This window comes from Planctobacterium sp. AWH2_060, from assembly GCF_056158425.1.
Genome location: NZ_JBSWTG010000001.1, coordinates 715,347 through 731,429, shown reverse-complemented (window position 1 = coordinate 731,429; position 16,083 = coordinate 715,347). Strand labels below are relative to the sequence as shown.

The window sequence follows — 16,083 nt, the reverse complement described above, 5'->3', positions numbered from 1 at the left end:
ACAGTATTTAGCAATTTATCGCATTATGGTTGCCTGAGCAGTTTAACGACCTCTATACTGTGCCCGAAAATTATAAATGCCTTTTTGCAGCCCAACCAAAAAGGCGACGAACAGAAAAGAGGAACCTTTCATGAATAAACGTTCAATGCTGGCCTTAATGGTAGCAGCATCTTTTGGCGTGTACGGATGTAACGACGCTGCGAAAACAACAAACACAGAAAAAGCTGCTGAGCCTCTTCCCACTGCGGAAGATGCCAAAACCTTTATCACCAATGCACAAAAAGAATTAGAGAAGTTACAAATGCCAGCCGCACAAGCAGCCTGGGCATATCAAACTTACATTATTCAGGACACTGCAGCTGTATCTGCATACCTTTCAGAAAAACTTTCCAGCAGAGCTTCTGAATTAGCTAAAGAGTCGGCTAAATTCAACCAGGTTGAAGTGGATCCGGACACGCGCAGACAATTGGATCTGTTGAGAAATTCTTTGGTTTTACCACCGCCAGGTAATGCCGCGGAATCTGAGCGTCTGGCGCAAATAGGCACAGATATGGAAGGTATGTACGGTGCTGGCCAATACTGTCCTGAAGAAGGTACATGCTGGGGCCTGACTGAAATGGGTTCCAAAATGGCCACGGAACGTGACGAAAAACTGCTGTTAGATATCTGGCAAGGTTGGCGTCAGGTTTCTCCTCCCATGAAAGACTTATATGTGGAGCAAGTAGAAATAGCCAATAAAGGCGCTAAAGAACTGGGCTTTGAAAATGTCAGTGAGCTATGGCGCGGCAAATACGACATGGAAGCTGATGCCTTTGAAAAAGAGTTGGACAGACTTTGGGGCCAGGTAGAACCCTTCTATGATGCATTACATTGCCACGTCAGAGCAGAGCTGGGAGAGCAATACGGTACTGATGTTGTTCCTCAGGACCAACCTATTCCGGCACACTTGCTGGGTAACATGTGGGCACAGACCTGGGGTAACATCTACGACATCGTAAAACCTGAACAAGAAATGCAGGTCGCTGATGTCACAGCCGCTCTGGAGGAGAAAGGCTACGACGAAATCAAAATGGTTCAGCAAGCCGAAACATTCTTTACTTCCTTAGGGTTTGAGCCTCTGCCTGAAACCTTCTGGGAACGTTCTCAGTTTACGCAACCAGCAGACCGCAATGTGGTTTGCCATGCTTCTGCATGGAACCTGGATGACAAAGAAGACCTTCGGATCAAAATGTGTATCCAGAAAACCGGCGAAGAGTTTGCCGTTATTCACCATGAATTGGGCCACAACTTTTATCAGCGTGCTTACAATCAACAACCACTGCTGTACCGCGGTAGTGCCAATGATGGCTTCCACGAAGCAATCGGTGACGTAATTGCACTATCCATCACGCCTAAATACATGAAAGAAATCGGCTTGATTGATGAAATCCCTGATGCGTCAAACGATATTGGCATGTTATTAAAACTGGCATTGGACAAAATTGCTTTTGTACCTTTCGGCTTGTTAGTGGATAAATGGCGCTGGGGTGTATTCTCGGGTGATGTTACACCAGAGCAATACAACGACTACTGGTGGGAATTAAGAGAGAAATATCAAGGCGTTATGGCGCCGGTTGAACGTCCAGCTGATGCTTTCGACCCGGGTGCGAAATACCACATTCCAGGTAATACGCCATACAGCCGCTACTTCCTGGCTCACTTACTGCAATTCCAGTTCCACCGTGAACTTTGTAAAATTGCCGGTGACGAAGGCCCGGTACACCGTTGTTCCATTTACGGAAATAAAGACGCCGGAACTGCGCTTAACAACATGTTAGAACTGGGTCAGAGCAAAACCTGGCAAGAGGCGCTGGAAACCTTGACTGGTTCACCGCAAATGGACGCGACAGCAATCCTGGATTACTTTGCGCCACTAAAAGATTGGCTTGATGAACAAAATAAAGGCCGTACTTGCGGTTGGTAACTCAAAGTTAGTTTTATGAAAGGAGTCGCAAGACTCCTTTTTTGTATCCTGGTCTAAATTGTTTTTGAGAGTGTTCCAGCCTACTTATCCAAAACACAATGCTGCCTGCGGTTATACTGTTCTCGTTATAATCTAAACGCCTTATCTGTATCCCATTTGGAATTTCTGGTTGGTATTTCCTACACTTTCAGTCGTTCCCAACTTCGAATGCTTTTCAACTGCTTTGATGTCAAAGTCAGAATTCACTCTGTCCTTGTACTTATCGTAAGGCCTTGACCGGGTGTGCACAGGACTTTCACCTCCGAGTCATCAACTCACCACCACAATAAATCCAATTGCGTCTCGGCCAATACTCCCTAAAAAAAAAGCCCCGGCACTTGGCCAGGGCTTTTGCAGTTGCAATATAAGTGTTGTTTAGTTGGCTACAACCGTCTCATCAGATACAACGATTGCCGTACCCTGTGAACCAAAGTACTGAGCCATCTGCAATTGCATCTCAGTGGTTGCTGCAACACTGGCTGACGGATCAAACAGTGAACCGTGTGAACCAGCAATAAAGCGTACCGCACCGCTTTGTGGTGTTTCACTCACGGTAGTGGTAGAGACACTTGGTAAACCAAGGAAACGAATTAGTGCTTCGGTTCCAGAGGTAGGCAATGCGGTAACATTCGGAATAACGGCATCGCTACCTGCTGTAGTGCCATCATCATTAGCTCCGCCACCAACAACTTCATGTAACAGTACTGGAGTAGTTGCAGCTAAACGCGCTGCGTAGTTATTAGGATCTCCACCCTCAATTACCGTTTGCGCAGCAAAGGCGAACTGGCTAATCAGACCATTATCCACAGCTTCCTGTGCAGCGGTTCTCTCCTGGATGTATTGCAAGTATGCCGGAACAAGCGCTTGCTCAACCGGTACTTGATTGGCTTGTGCATAAGTAGCCAATGCAACCTGGAAGGATTCTGAGCCACCTGCTAGAACACTGGCTGAAACCAGAGGACCAAAGGATTGAGACTCGATCAGGAATGATGCAATACCACCGCCAGGCACTGATAAACCTGCGGATTTAAAGGCAAACATGCCAGAAAACGGTGCCAAATCTCCAGTTAACGGTGTATTCGCTGTAGCAACCGTACCGATCCCTGTAATTGAACCCAGACTTTGTCCCATAAAGTGGACATTATTTGCGTCAATAGGAGCCGTACCAGTAAAGTCGACCCACGCATTTAGACCAAGACGTAATCCCATGGTATCAACGATACTTTGTCTGAGGTTATCACGTGCCGACAATAAGCTGCCTAAGTTCAGGTAATGAGTGGGAGCTCCACCAAAACCGCTGGAAGCATTGATAGTTTGACCGTCAATCTCAAAACCACGACTACCGTGTAATGGGTGATCTATGGCTACCGTTGCAAAGCCTGCCAGTGATAAAGCTCCGGTAGCAGCCAATACATCTTCTTTCTTAGAAGTAATTCCGTGTTGAATGATAACAACCGGCCAACCATTTTCTGGACGAGTTACTGCATTAATCTGAGGGTTAATGGCTGCTAGGAACTGGATCAGAGTTTCATCTGGAACGGTAATTTGTACCTGAATAGTTTCAGTACCATCTGCATTAGAACCGTTGGCCGCAGGAATAGGTGCAACCTTAGTCAGGTGACGTCTATCTGTGAGACCTATCGCATCCAGATTCAAGTCATACAATTGACCGCCTGAAGCTGCCTGGCACAGTTCATTGTTTGGACCGATAGCTTCAGCCTGAATCAATGTAGCTACTGTACCCGGCGCAGAGCTTTCTATCGCCTGAACTGCGGAACCTGATGTACAGGCACTACGCCACCAATCTCCCAGCGGATTTTCAGGATTTAGATAATATGGCAAGTTTACTTGCCCTGATTTCAGGCTTGAAGCACAGAAAGGCGCGACACTTGGGAACAGAGAAGCTACTGTTGGATTAAGTGGGTTAGTGGGATCACTCAGAACCGCCACCATACTACTACAGGTTGCTACACCCAGAGCTTGTAATTGTCCGTAGGTCTCTTCGCCCAGCAAGGTTGGAGCCAATACATCAAAAGCGGTTTCGTTCTCTGCATCATTTACCAAAATAGCAGGTAAATATTGAGCTGCCTGTGCTTGCGCTGTTGCCATATCAACACCTTGCGCCAATAATGCCCCTAATGCCTGAGCAAAACCGCCAATTTGTAACTGTTTAACAGTTGCAGTTACTGTACCGGCTGAGCCTGTGGAAAAATAAGCAGCATAACTAGTTTGCTGAGGATCTAAACCAACACTTGCTCCCGACCCCAGGATTAAGTTTGCCAGACCTTGCAACTGCAACTGATCCGGTGTCGCTAATGGTAAGTCATTAATATCCTGTCTTGCCAATTCCCATGTTGTGGAGCCTAAAACACCACGACCTTCAGAATCTTTCAGGTCCTCAGTGACCACTAACATGTAGCCTTGACCTGGTTTTAATGGTTTCAGTGGAATAACAGCAATGGTATCACTATCGCTGAGCGTTACCGCGTAATCTACATTTAATGTTAATTGTTCACCAATTTCGCAGGGAATTCCTGGAGCAACCACCTGGGCCAATACAGCCTGACATGCTGCAGACGTGCCTTCGAGGGCCTGAGTTGCTTCATAAATGCGAATGGCGCCAGGCACTTGTAATGAAGAAAGAGGGATTTGAACGTTAGCCGGTAAATCAACATTCACAGTAATTGGATACTGAGTTGACCAGCCATCTAGTGCGCCAACCGCATCAAGTGGGTTGCCACCATTAAAATTAACCTGGTTTTCTGATTCAATTGTAAAATCAAAAAGGTTTGTGGCCGGAATCATCGCGGCGTCATTAGGTAACGGTAAAGTACCAGGTGGATTAAACACAATTCTCGCAAATGGTTTATCAACCGTGGCTTCGGCCTGGATTTCAACCAGGTCCTCACCGCCCCCACAGCCTGAGAGGCCAAGTGATGCGGCAATTGCGGTGCAGAGTAGCAGTTTTTTCATATGTATCCCCAAAATCCTATTCTAATTATTGTTCAACCATGTCGGTTTAATGTCCGCATTTATCGTGTGTAGTTAAAATGTGTGCATAACTTGTACGACCAGTGACAACTCCCCCAATATTATGGGCAAATAAAATTATTTGCAAAGATTTGTTAACTGTTTGTAAGTATCTTGTTTTTCTCAATAAACTATCCAAAACATAGGACAGTCAGTGTTAAAATCCAATTTTTTTTATGAATGGAAAGTATATGCTTGATTTTCAGCCAAATTCAGACGCCCTAAAAGGTAGGACGATCCTCGTTACCGGTGCCGGTGATGGTATAGGAAAAGAGGCTGCGCAACAGTATGCTCAATTCGGGGCAAATGTAATTTTGCTGGGGCGCACAGTTAAAAAGCTCGAAGCCACTTATGATGTCTGCGTAGCAAAAGGCGAAGGTGAAATGGCTATTGTGCCACTTGATCTCGAAGGTGCTACGGTAAAACACTATCAAGACATGGCAACAACAATCGAGAGTCAGTTTGGCAAACTCGATGGCCTGCTACACAACGCCAGTTTATTGGGACAGTTGCAACCTTTTGGTCAGATCACACCAGAGGAATATCAGCAGGTTATGCAGGTAAATGTAAACGCCACCTTCTACCTGACCCAAGCCTTGTTACCAATATTAAAACAGGCAAAAAGCGCTTCAGTCATCTTTACCACCTCATCAGTTGGCAGTAAAGGCCGAGCCTACTGGGGTACCTATGCTATCTCAAAGTTTGCTACTGAAGGTATGATGCAGTGTTTGGCCGACGAGTATTCTAATGGCAGCATTAGATTTAATTGCATCAATCCCGGTGGCACCCGCACCAATATGCGTGCTAAAGCTTTCCCGGCCGAAAATCCCGACAACCTGAAAACACCCGCAGACATCATGCCGGCTTATTTGTATTTAATGGACGATGCCAGCATCGGTACTACCGGTGACACGCTGGTTTGCCAACCTAAATAGTGCAAACGGTAGAAATCAAAAAAGCCGCATGATGCGGCTTTTTCTGGTGAATCTGTTGTTTAAACCTTAAAGCGCGTCAGATTATTATCAATCTGCTCACTCAGAGCGTGTAACTCATCGGATTGAGTTGTAGTCTGATGCACGTTTTCAGCTAACTGATTGGAAGCGTCATGTATTGCTGTAGCGATGCGATTAATCTCTTCCGTTGATGTATATTGCTCTCTGGATGCATTAGCTATGGTATTGGCTCTGCCAGAAATATCTTCAATAGCCTCAGCAATACGCATTAAACTACTGGTAACCTCCTGAGCACTTACACCAGTTTCAGCGGTCAGGGCCTTGCTTTGCTCCATAATGCTAACGGCATTTTGTGTTTGCTCCTGCAACTCTTTGATTACATTTTGTATTTCACCTGTGGCTTCATGAGTACGGCCTGACAAAGCCCGAACTTCGTCAGCTACAACCGCAAAGCCCCTTCCTTGCTCTCCGGCACGGGCTGCTTCAATGGCCGCGTTTAAAGCCAGTAAATTAGTTTGCTCAGCAATACCCTGAATGGTGGAAAGAATGCTATTGATTTGCTGCGCTTGCTCGTCCAGTCAATTAATGGTCACTGTAGTTTCATCGATTTGCCGGGTCAGATTCTCCATGCGCTTCTTATTCTCACCGGCGTTCTTCATGCCATGATTACCCTCTTCAGCTGCTTTTTGCGCGGCTGTGGCGGTATCGGTAGCGTTATCCGCAACGTGAGAAGAAGTTGTAGACATCTGATTGATGGCAGCCGCCACTTGACTTATTTCTGATTGCTGCAACTGAATAGCATGATTATTATTTTGCGCATTTTCTCTGGAAGAATTGGACAGAGTTGTCAGCCTACTGGCAGAACTCATGGTATCCGCCACCAGATCGTGAATGATTTTTATAAAATGGTTAAACGACTGACTCAAGCGTCCAACTTCATCATCACTTTTAACCACTAGGCGTTTGGTTAGGTCAGCGTCACCTTTACAGATATCTGACATGGCTTTATTTAAAGATAACAGCGGTTGTAGCAGGTAAGAGATCATAAAACCTGAAACTAACACCACCAGACCAATAGTAACTGCGGATATCAGTAAGTTGGTCAGCGCGATCATACCCAAACCAGACATAGCATCTGACTCTTCCATGGCCAACAGCAACTTCCAGTCTACGCCATCGATGGCAAAGGTAGCCGCGATCCAGGTTTCACCATCAATGTCAATTTCACTGGCTTTGTTACCTAAACGTGTTCCGCCACCAAAACTTGATAAGGATTTACCGACTTTAGATTTATCAGGGTGAACCAGAAATTTGCCTTCACCATCAATCAACGCAGCATAACCGGACTCGCCAATCTTAACCCCTAAGACTTCTTCAACTACGTCACCTAACTCCACATCTGCGGCAATAACATCGCTGGAAACGGGTTGCGCAAAAGTCATCACGATATTACCGGAACTGGCGTCCTGATATGGTGGAGTTACAATCTGTTTTGCGGCTTGTTGCGCCTGTTTATACCAGGGACGGGTTCTGGGATCATAATCGGCTGGCAGGTTTATCGCCGGATAGGTCAGCATGCGGCCATCACCAGCGCCGACATACATTACTTCAAATTTACCGGCCAGTTGGCCTTGTTGCACAGTATCCTGAATATTGTTGCCTAACTGCAGCGCTTCAGCTGCGCCAGATACCATTTGGCTTTTTACGCTAAACCAATTGGCCACAAACCGCGTGGTATTTTCTCCGGTCCGGGAGATGATCTCTGTTACCCCATCCTTGAGTCCGGAGCGCGCCTGCATGTAATTTACGATGCCATTGATGGTAACCAGCACAAAGACCACAGCGCCAACACTGAGCATTAATCTTGCGCGAATACTGATAGATGTCATTTACTCTTTCCAGCTTAGATTCGAAAGGAAACCTGAATAGTTATCCTGAAAATTCAACAGTTTGATTGTTGTGCCTTGTTGGCACTGTTGCAGATTACTGAAAGGAACATCATATTAAAAGATGTTATATAGAAAAAAATTTAATCCGAACAAGAACAGCCCTGTAAATATCACGTTACCCAGTTTTTTTCTGAGTATTCAAATAAGCTCTGTGTAGTTTTCGCTCAATCACCTGAGAAAAGCTGTACTTACCGTTTTCAGATAGGGCTACCAATATCTCATGGGCCTTATCAGAAATGGTGATGTCTTTGCCTTTTTGACGCATACGAGATTTTCTAATGGAGGCATTTAATTTTTGCTTTTGCTCAGGTTGCAAATACTCTTCAACCCAATTTAACCACTCGTCTGCAGTATCGCCCAGCCGATGCATAGCCTCCACGGATTCATTTTTTCGTTCGTAGCTAACCCCCTTCCAAAAAGCACTCCGGGTAACACTCCGCATCAAGTATTGTTGCATTGCAAATAAGTCAGCGCCATTCATATAATACCATCCAAGCAATTCGTTACCTGTCACATACGATACAGTGTGACAGGTAACAAAGGCAATAACTTTAACATCCCACACAGTTCAATGAGTCTTTTTAGTCATACCCATGGCACAAATAACAGGGTGTTTCTGTGCACCATGGAAGACAATAACCTTCGTCGCTGCAAAAGTGATATAACCTGAAATTAATTTGAATTAATTCAGGGCGTTGGAAAATTTTCAGCATAGGCTAGAATAGTGGGCTAAGCCTTCAATTTGCTCATCTGTAGGATCCGTGCCGTGGAAATTCTCGACTCCATCATCTCACTTACCCTTGTACTGTTATTTGTAATCGATCCGTTTGGCAACGTGCCTATTATTCTGTCGGTGCTGAAAGATGTACCAAAAGAAAGAAAACGCAAAATTATCTTCAGAGAAACCCTGATTGGCCTTGCCCTGCTATTAATCTTTTTGTTTTTTGGAGAGCATTTCTTAAAGCTGTTTGGTCTCCAAACAGAAGCAGTAACCATTGCCGGGGGCGTAATTTTGTTTGTCATCGGCATCAAAATGATATTTCCGCCCCCCAAAGGACAAAGTATTTTTGGCGGCGAAGGCGAGCCCTTTGTTGTCCCCATTGCCATGCCCATGATTGCCGGGCCATCTGCCTTGGCAACACTCATGGTTATGTCTAAAACCTCTCAACTGAGTTTACCCATGTTGACCCTTTCAGTGTTAATTGCCTGGTCAATTACTATGGTGGTTTTGTTATCTGCGCCATTTATGCTGCGTATTTTAAAAGACAAAGGCTTATTAGCGATGGAACGCCTGATGGGCATGTTACTGCTGATCATGTCGGTGCAAATGTTTATCAATGGGCTTTTCGGGTTACTGAAAAAGGCCCCACTCTGATTTATCGGCTGACCACTAATTGCGTCAGCCAGCACTCGTTTTCCAAACGATGGCTGACCGTCAGAACCTGAAAATCGCCATCAAACCATTGACTGCAGTTTTTCAGACTCACCCGTTGGTTTGGTGTTATGGCAGCGTTACCCGCTACCGTCAATTCCACTTCCGCGGGATATTCTGCACCTGGCTGAAGTTGTTCCTCAAAATGCACCACACCATTAAAATCCAATAGGGTTTCACCATAAGTAAGGCAAAGTGATTTTTTGTCTTCTGAAGAATATTCAGTGTCGGCCAGCGCATTCAAAACTACCAGGGTCCCTACTCCTGATGAAACCTGAGCTTCCAGCGCCATGAGCTCTCCCCTGAAAACACATATTGAGTCTTGCTCATAGCCCAGCATCACCTCAACGTTTGCCGCTGGTTTTATGTGCTGTGGAAAATGGATCTGATCTGTGGCTTGTGACGATTCATTAATAGTGATACTTGCCACACTTTCCTGATCGGCGTGTAAAACCACCTGCAAAGCACTGATCTGCTGCGTCGCACTCAAAGGGTGTCCATCGACTAATACATTGCAGCTTATTGATTTTAATGCTGTGGAGTCATTCATAGTTATCTTGTTCTTTTATTATTAATTATATTTTACATAATGGTAATTATTTTATTAGCCACTACAATCTTATTCCCGTGCAAAGGAATACTATAAGGAATTTAACTATGTCACAGCAAGAAAGGTTTAACATTGGAATGTCTGCAGGGCTTTTAGGGTCTGTTGAGCATGAGGATCCAGAGATTAGCAATCCAATGGAACAAAGAAAGCAAGTGTTGGGCGTTTTATCAGAAATGGTCAGCAACGCTCAGGCATTTTTTAACGCAATGATTGAACAAGGCTTTGATAAAACGCGTTTGTTAACACCTTCAAACAACTCTCAAAGCCAGGTAAAAGGCTTAAATACCTATCAATCAGAAGCCCTGGTATTTAATACAAGATATCAGTATCACCCTTTTGCCATTGCCATGTGCACCTCTACTGAAGAGGTGCAAATGACTTATCGAACAGCAGTAGAATACAAACTTCCTGTCAGAGTTCGTACCGGAGGCCATGACCATGCCGGGGAATCCAGCGGAGATAATACGATATTAATTGATGTCACGGGCATTAAACCTGAAATTAACATTGATGCTCAGGGGCTAGCCACCATCGGCGCAGGGTACCGCTTTTACGAACTCACTCCAGTACTGGCCAAAAAAGACAGAATGGTTCCTCACGGTACCTGTGCTACCGTGGCTCTGTCTGGTTTTATTCAAGGTGGCGGTTGGGGGCCATGGACCAGAAAACATGGCATGTGTTGCGAACACCTGAAAGAAGCCACCGTTATCCTTGGCAATGGCGAAAAAATCATAGCAACAGAACAACAGCACTCAGATATTTTGTGGGCGTTGCGCGGCGGCGGTGGCATGAGTTACGGCATAGTTACCGAATGGAAAGTTCAGACTTTTGAACTTCCTCATGAAATTCACCGTTTTACCATTGAATGGAACTCCCCCACAAAAATGGATGAACAAAGTAACTGCCCGCTTCCCACCGAAGATTATCCCACGGATAAAATTCTTAAAGCGTGGGAAGACGCCATTAACGCAGAAAATTCTGCATTGCTGGGCACCAACCTGAAAATTAACGCGAAACATTTTGATGGTAATTTCGATAACGAATATAAACGCGGAATTTACCACCACTGTTTGATGTACGGTTACTGGGAAGGCACTGATATTGAACTGGAAAAATTTATTGATACCGCCTTTGCCAGTGTCGGCGGTACTGATGCTAATGTAGTCATTTACCCCGCAAACGGGTCAGGACAAAACAATGACGAGGATAAGTATCCAGCAGATTTAATGGGTGACTGGGGAAGAAACTCTATTGCCGATGTCAGCCGTTATTCAGGTCAGGTGCCAGGTCAAACTGCATTGTTACAGGGGACGCCTTTCACACCAGATTATGATGCCCCTGCCCCGCACAAAATCAGCTCGAAGCTGGTACCTGCCAAAGGTTCAGGAAAATGGACTGACAGCAGTAGAAAGCAGTTAATTAAAACCCTTTCTTCCAATTTACTAAGCCCTCAAAATGAACATTTGGGATTGTTTAGTTATGTAACCCTGGGAGCAATTGTCGGTGAGTTTTATCAGAAAATGGGCGTTTCGCAGGAAACAGCTTGTCAGAAACCTTGGCAAAACCCCAAAGAACTTGGCGTAGCTTTTCCTTACCGCCCCTGTCAATACACTATTCAGTATCAAACATGGTGGAATGAGTGCATCGAGAGCAAGTTGAAGCTGCAAAACAATGACGTATTTGTGGACACCAACAGAGCGATGGACTGGATTGATGTATCACAAAAAACGCAGATTGATGGCGCTTATGGAGCTTTTATTAGTTTTAAGGATCCAGGTATTGCCACAAAAGTCTATTTTCAGGACAACTATGGTGAATTAATGAGGATCAAAGAAGACTGTGTCGAAGATGATTTCAATCACTTAAGGACCAGAAAAACCATCATATAACCATTCTCAATGGCTCGGTTTACTGCAAGTTTTCTATTAAAGTAGCGGCAAGCCGAGCATTATTTAAATCGCCACAACATTTATAAAAATTATTTATTCCGCTTTAATTGTTGATCACAATCTTCAATCCCGTTTTAATTCCATTCAGAAAAATCTAAAGCGGCAATATCTCTTATGTTAAAAACCTGGCAAATATCTTCCGCGAATGGCAATCAGGCAACAATTCTTAACTACGGTGCCCGCCTTATTGACTGGAGCACACCAGTATCCAATGGGCGAAACATCATTGTAGGCTATGACCATATTGAAGATTATCTACAAGACGGTGCCTGCATGGGAGCGATTGCTGGTCCCTACGCGAATAGAATAGCCAAATCACAGGTAGTGATTGATGGCCAGCAAATTAATCTGGGTGCAAATGAAGGAGACAACCACCTACATGGCGGCAAAGACGGTCTGCAGAATGTCTATTGGCAACTGAAGGAGCAAACCGAGCATCGTCTGACACTCTGTTATCTGCATCAAAAAACTGGTGCCGAAGGCTATCCTGGGCCAATATCCTTCGAAGTGAGTTATGAAGTTACAAATAACAATGAGTTACAGATAAACTTTACTGCAACCTCTGCTACTAAAGTTCCTATTGGTCCTACCGGACACGCTTATTTTAACCTGGCTGAACACTCACAAAACATCAATCAGCACTGGTTATGGTTAAACGCAAATCGCTACACTCCAGTGGACCAGGAAAATATCCCTACCGGAGAAATAGCCTTAGTGCCTGATGAATATGATTTTACAACCGCAAAACAAATAACGGTTAACTTAGATAACAATTTTGTCGTTTCCAACACAGATCTCAACAAGCCAGTAGCCTGTTTATCCAGTCAGGCAAGTGGTATCAGTCTGGAGGTATATTCTGACTATCCTGGCGTGCAGGTTTATACCGCTGATCACATGAGTTCACCATTTGTATCTCGAAATGGCGTTTGTATAGAGCCGCAGTATTTTCCTGATGCCCCAAACAGACCTGAATTCCCATTTGAGTTCACCGGCCCCGAACAGCCATTCAGCAAGATGATTGGCTATCGCATGCTGACAAACTAAATCGGCGCTAAAACACAAATCCTGAATTTTGTTCTTTTTGCCCCTCGGCTTTCATTTGCGCTTTGTACTTTGCCAGCAAGGGGGTTAACGCTTCGGTTACCCGTTCACTTACATAATTAGCCAGTTTAACATCATCAAAATCAGCCATATCTGTTAACTGGCAACCAAACTCAACATAACCATGCGCCTGGTCTACAGCAAAAAAACGCGCAGCGGCTTCACTGCGATAATAGGTATTGCTGACTACAACTTCACAGCTGGCCTGTTGTACTTCAAAGCTGATAGCCTGCTTACCATCTAAAATCTTCTTTTGTTTTGCTTTACTGAGTAATGACACGGCCTCCAGCTCAACATCGTAGCGTTTAGCAATAGCCTTCAGAATGTTATCCAGGCTCTCCGCGTCCAGCCGTTCCACTAACTGCTCTGCTTTTAACGATAACAACTTACCGGCATGATTGACGCTAAAAGTCAGAGTCGCCAGCTTTTTAACCCCAGATTTGTTGATAAATTTGGCGACAACTGTGGGTACTTCAGTATTGACGTATTCAGCGGAGTTAAACGCCCACTGACAAGTAGGCTGAGCAAATCGTTTACTGACGCTGTGGATAACGGTTTTCTCTGCACTGTTCAGATCGTCTTTTATACGTTGATTTAGTGCTTCTTTGCGCGCCGCCAGGTAGTCATCTTGCGCAGTTAGATCATGATAGGTATCGCTGAGGACTTTTGATATACCAAACCCCTTTTGCTTACACGCAATTTGATTTTCAGCCCGCTCTTTGATGGACAGAGTTTTTGCAGACTCCTGGCTATTCCCATCTTCAAGGAAAAAGCTCTGTGGACTAACACCTAATTGCTGCTGCAACGTCCGCTCGCCACCTAATTCCAAATTGTAGAGTTTGATGCTCCCTGTTGGTTGCGCAAAAGAGATAGGGATAGATAACACACACAATATCAGCGTCGAAGTCAGAAGCTTGCTCATAATTCACCTGTCAAAAAACTGGCCAATCATTAGATAAGAACCAGATATTTATTCCTGCAACTTTTACTGCAATTTCTAAGCCTGGTTTAGCGCCGACCTTGTAAAAAGCGAATAGGCGTAAAGTCGCCCTCCTCCAACAAAGGTAAACTGGACTCCGCCAGGCATTTTTCCATCCAGGCTTTATCTTTTGGCTTCAACGACATGGGTGAAGCAGCGGACACTTCGGAAATCAACGAAGGATTGATATCAGCAGTGGCTAGTGCGATGGCCTGCCAGACGTTGTGCTCAGCCTGTTCAATGTCTTGCAACAGTTGCTGATGTTCACTGACATCATGGCTATTCAGGCGTTCAAATTGACGTTGCAATTGATTTGCTCGCAGCAGTGCCGGAGCCACCAGTTGTCTAAACAGGGACTCATCTGTCAGCTTATTGTCTGATCGTTGAGAAGATGATTGTGTCATAGGCCACAATATTACAAATTATGCTCTGCTCACGCCAGTGGCGATTAGCGCGATTACAGACCACATACCAACTTTCGCATTATCAATGGCAATCAAAGCACATTTTCCATTTACCCTGTTTTTGACTACACTGGTGCTAAATAAAAAAGAGCAAATAGATGACCGAACCCGAATTAGTGAGTGTGGTGTTTCAGATCAGGGACCAAATCAATTTTTTGTGGAACTTTTACGTGACAGCCTGCGCCATACTCATCGGATGGGTATTCTCCGACAGTATGACCTGGACCAGGGACAAATATCTGGCAATTTCAGGCTTATTTATTGTATTTGCTCTTATCAACCTGTCTGCAATCAGTACTGAATATAATTTACTGGAGCTAGCCCTGTATGACCTGAACAACAAGGCATCAAGCTCAGGTCAATTTGTTCCCGAATTAGCCCAATCCAGTGGGCTTGGTTCTTTTGCATCTTCTGCTATCCATCTCATTGTTGATCTCTTGTTATTGCAATTAATTCGCTATCGATTTAACAAGAAAAAAGTCGATATTCAGGTCTAAACTGCCAAAGTTTGCGAAGGCGAAAAACCAAAGAAGCGTTTATATTCCCGACTAAACTGCGAAAAGCTACTGTACCCCACATGATAGCTGGCTTGGTTAGCTTGCATTCCCTGTTTTAGCAGCGCTTGAGCTCGTTGTAGTTTGATGCCCTTGATATATTGATTCGGTGGTAAATGCATCAATCTTTTAAATGCATTAAAAAATGCGGTTTTACTCATGTTCGAAAGATTTGCCAGTTCCTCCACTTGAATCGTTTTGTCAAGATTGGCGTGGATGTAGTTAACCGCTTTGGATACCGGCTGTATATGGCCATATTGATTTAATAATTCTCGCAAAGCAAAACCCTGATCGCTGGTTAAGATTCTAAAGTAAATCTCATCAATAATTGCGCCTCCAAGAATCGCCGCTTCAGCTTCAGGGCGACTGACTTTTAACAACCGGTTAAAAGCGTCCACCAGTTCGGCATCAGCGTCTCCCACTACAACACAGGAAGTATCAACTGATTTGTTTTGTATTTCCTGATTTTCAATTCTTTCTATTTGCAGAATGATTTCAGCCAAACGCACCAGGTTTACGCCCAGAGCCGCTGACAGGAATGGCTCTTGTTCTGAAGCCTCCACCACCTCTGTTTGTACCGGCAGTGGAAGAAAATTGATAAAAAAGTTTCCGGTACTATAGGTATAGACCTCAGAACCAACGTGACAAACTTTCTCCCCCTGCGCAATCAAACATATCAGAGGTTCATAAAGGTATGGGCATTTAGTCTGTCTTAGCGAAGATTTATAACAAGCAACCCCACTCACCCGAGTGTCATTGAGTCCATCCTGAACACTCAATTGAGATAACAGAGTTCTGAGCTGTTTTATACTTTCTGATTTATCAGCCATCATATTTTTGGAAACCTGATGCAACATGTCTTTTGATGATTATTGAGTTTACCTCAGTAACACAGCTTGGTTAGTGTCCGCCTTTAAAGTTGGGATAAATAGGCATGAATTAAACTGAATTGTGTATTATTTTGACGCCCACAAACAGGCTTGCGACACTATCATTTTTCGCCATTTAACCCACAGACTTCATCATCTTTTGCCCCCGCAAAGCAAACGAACTCAATGAT

At 44.5% G+C, this 16,083-nt stretch carries 14 protein-coding genes; 6 read left to right on the top strand and 8 right to left on the bottom strand.

The annotated features are described in order from the left end of the window. The first annotated feature begins 130 nt into the window (after nucleotides 1-130). Nucleotides 131-1,963, top strand: a complete 1,833-nt coding sequence (locus ACXAD8_RS03200) for a M2 family metallopeptidase (protein WP_475224832.1) — start codon at nucleotides 131-133, stop codon at nucleotides 1,961-1,963. Nucleotides 1,964-2,377: 414 nt separating this feature from the next. Here the strand turns inward: ACXAD8_RS03200 and ACXAD8_RS03195 are convergent, their stop codons facing one another. Further along, the gene (locus ACXAD8_RS03195) at nucleotides 2,378-4,975 is read right to left on the bottom strand and encodes a VolA/Pla-1 family phospholipase (RefSeq protein ID WP_475224830.1); all 2,598 of its coding nucleotides are present in this window, start codon (nucleotides 4,973-4,975) and stop codon (nucleotides 2,378-2,380) included. Between the two features lie 248 nt (nucleotides 4,976-5,223). Between ACXAD8_RS03195 and ACXAD8_RS03190 the strand changes: the two genes are divergently transcribed. Next, a complete protein-coding gene (locus tag ACXAD8_RS03190) occupies nucleotides 5,224-5,967 on the top strand; it encodes a YciK family oxidoreductase (RefSeq protein ID WP_475224828.1) in 744 nt (247 codons plus the stop codon). A gap of 59 nt (nucleotides 5,968-6,026) precedes the next feature. Here ACXAD8_RS03190 and ACXAD8_RS03185 read toward each other — a convergent pair whose 3' ends face one another. The 3 genes from ACXAD8_RS03185 to ACXAD8_RS03175 all read right to left on the bottom strand — a co-directional run bounded on the left by ACXAD8_RS03185 (nucleotide 6,027) and on the right by ACXAD8_RS03175 (nucleotide 8,415). Further along, complete coding sequence (locus ACXAD8_RS03185) at nucleotides 6,027-6,563, bottom strand: methyl-accepting chemotaxis protein (RefSeq protein ID WP_475232864.1); 537 nt, start codon at nucleotides 6,561-6,563, stop codon at nucleotides 6,027-6,029. After that, nucleotides 6,564-7,874, bottom strand: a complete 1,311-nt coding sequence (locus tag ACXAD8_RS03180; RefSeq protein WP_475224825.1) for a methyl-accepting chemotaxis protein — start codon at nucleotides 7,872-7,874, stop codon at nucleotides 6,564-6,566. It abuts the gene before it with no gap. 175 nt (nucleotides 7,875-8,049) lie between these two features. Next, the gene (locus ACXAD8_RS03175) at nucleotides 8,050-8,415 is read right to left on the bottom strand and encodes a hypothetical protein (RefSeq protein ID WP_475224822.1); all 366 of its coding nucleotides are present in this window, start codon (nucleotides 8,413-8,415) and stop codon (nucleotides 8,050-8,052) included. A gap of 285 nt (nucleotides 8,416-8,700) precedes the next feature. On the opposite strand from ACXAD8_RS03175, the gene ACXAD8_RS03170 reads away from it, so the two are divergent. Next, the gene (locus ACXAD8_RS03170; RefSeq protein ID WP_475224820.1) at nucleotides 8,701-9,309 is read left to right on the top strand and encodes a MarC family protein; all 609 of its coding nucleotides are present in this window, start codon (nucleotides 8,701-8,703) and stop codon (nucleotides 9,307-9,309) included. A 1-nt stretch (nucleotide 9,310) separates the two neighbouring features. On the opposite strand, the gene ACXAD8_RS03165 is transcribed toward ACXAD8_RS03170, so the two are convergent. Further along, the gene (locus tag ACXAD8_RS03165) at nucleotides 9,311-9,916 is read right to left on the bottom strand and encodes a hypothetical protein (RefSeq protein WP_475224817.1); all 606 of its coding nucleotides are present in this window, start codon (nucleotides 9,914-9,916) and stop codon (nucleotides 9,311-9,313) included. Between the two features lie 107 nt (nucleotides 9,917-10,023). Between ACXAD8_RS03165 and ACXAD8_RS03160 the strand changes: the two genes are divergently transcribed. Both ACXAD8_RS03160 and ACXAD8_RS03155 read left to right on the top strand, forming a co-directional pair. Beyond that, nucleotides 10,024-11,865 (top strand): FAD-binding oxidoreductase, encoded by a 1,842-nt coding sequence (locus tag ACXAD8_RS03160; protein ID WP_475224815.1) that lies wholly within the window; start codon nucleotides 10,024-10,026, stop codon nucleotides 11,863-11,865. 174 nt (nucleotides 11,866-12,039) lie between these two features. Continuing rightward, nucleotides 12,040-12,969, top strand: a complete 930-nt coding sequence (locus tag ACXAD8_RS03155; RefSeq protein WP_475224812.1) for an aldose epimerase family protein — start codon at nucleotides 12,040-12,042, stop codon at nucleotides 12,967-12,969. 7 nt (nucleotides 12,970-12,976) lie between these two features. Here the strand turns inward: ACXAD8_RS03155 and ACXAD8_RS03150 are convergent, their stop codons facing one another. Both ACXAD8_RS03150 and ACXAD8_RS03145 read right to left on the bottom strand, forming a co-directional pair. Continuing rightward, the gene (locus ACXAD8_RS03150) at nucleotides 12,977-13,948 is read right to left on the bottom strand and encodes a hypothetical protein (RefSeq protein ID WP_475224810.1); all 972 of its coding nucleotides are present in this window, start codon (nucleotides 13,946-13,948) and stop codon (nucleotides 12,977-12,979) included. A gap of 86 nt (nucleotides 13,949-14,034) precedes the next feature. After that, nucleotides 14,035-14,409, bottom strand: coding sequence for a hypothetical protein (locus tag ACXAD8_RS03145; protein WP_475224807.1), 375 nt, complete (start codon nucleotides 14,407-14,409; stop codon nucleotides 14,035-14,037). A gap of 158 nt (nucleotides 14,410-14,567) precedes the next feature. Here ACXAD8_RS03145 and ACXAD8_RS03140 point away from each other — a divergent pair, with 158 nt between their 5' ends. Continuing rightward, nucleotides 14,568-14,966, top strand: coding sequence for a hypothetical protein (locus ACXAD8_RS03140; protein WP_475224805.1), 399 nt, complete (start codon nucleotides 14,568-14,570; stop codon nucleotides 14,964-14,966). On the opposite strand, the gene ACXAD8_RS03135 is transcribed toward ACXAD8_RS03140, so the two are convergent. Next, nucleotides 14,963-15,856, bottom strand: a complete 894-nt coding sequence (locus ACXAD8_RS03135; RefSeq protein ID WP_475224802.1) for an AraC family transcriptional regulator — start codon at nucleotides 15,854-15,856, stop codon at nucleotides 14,963-14,965. The genes ACXAD8_RS03140 and ACXAD8_RS03135 overlap by 4 nt on opposite strands. Nucleotides 15,857-16,083 lie beyond the last annotated feature (227 nt).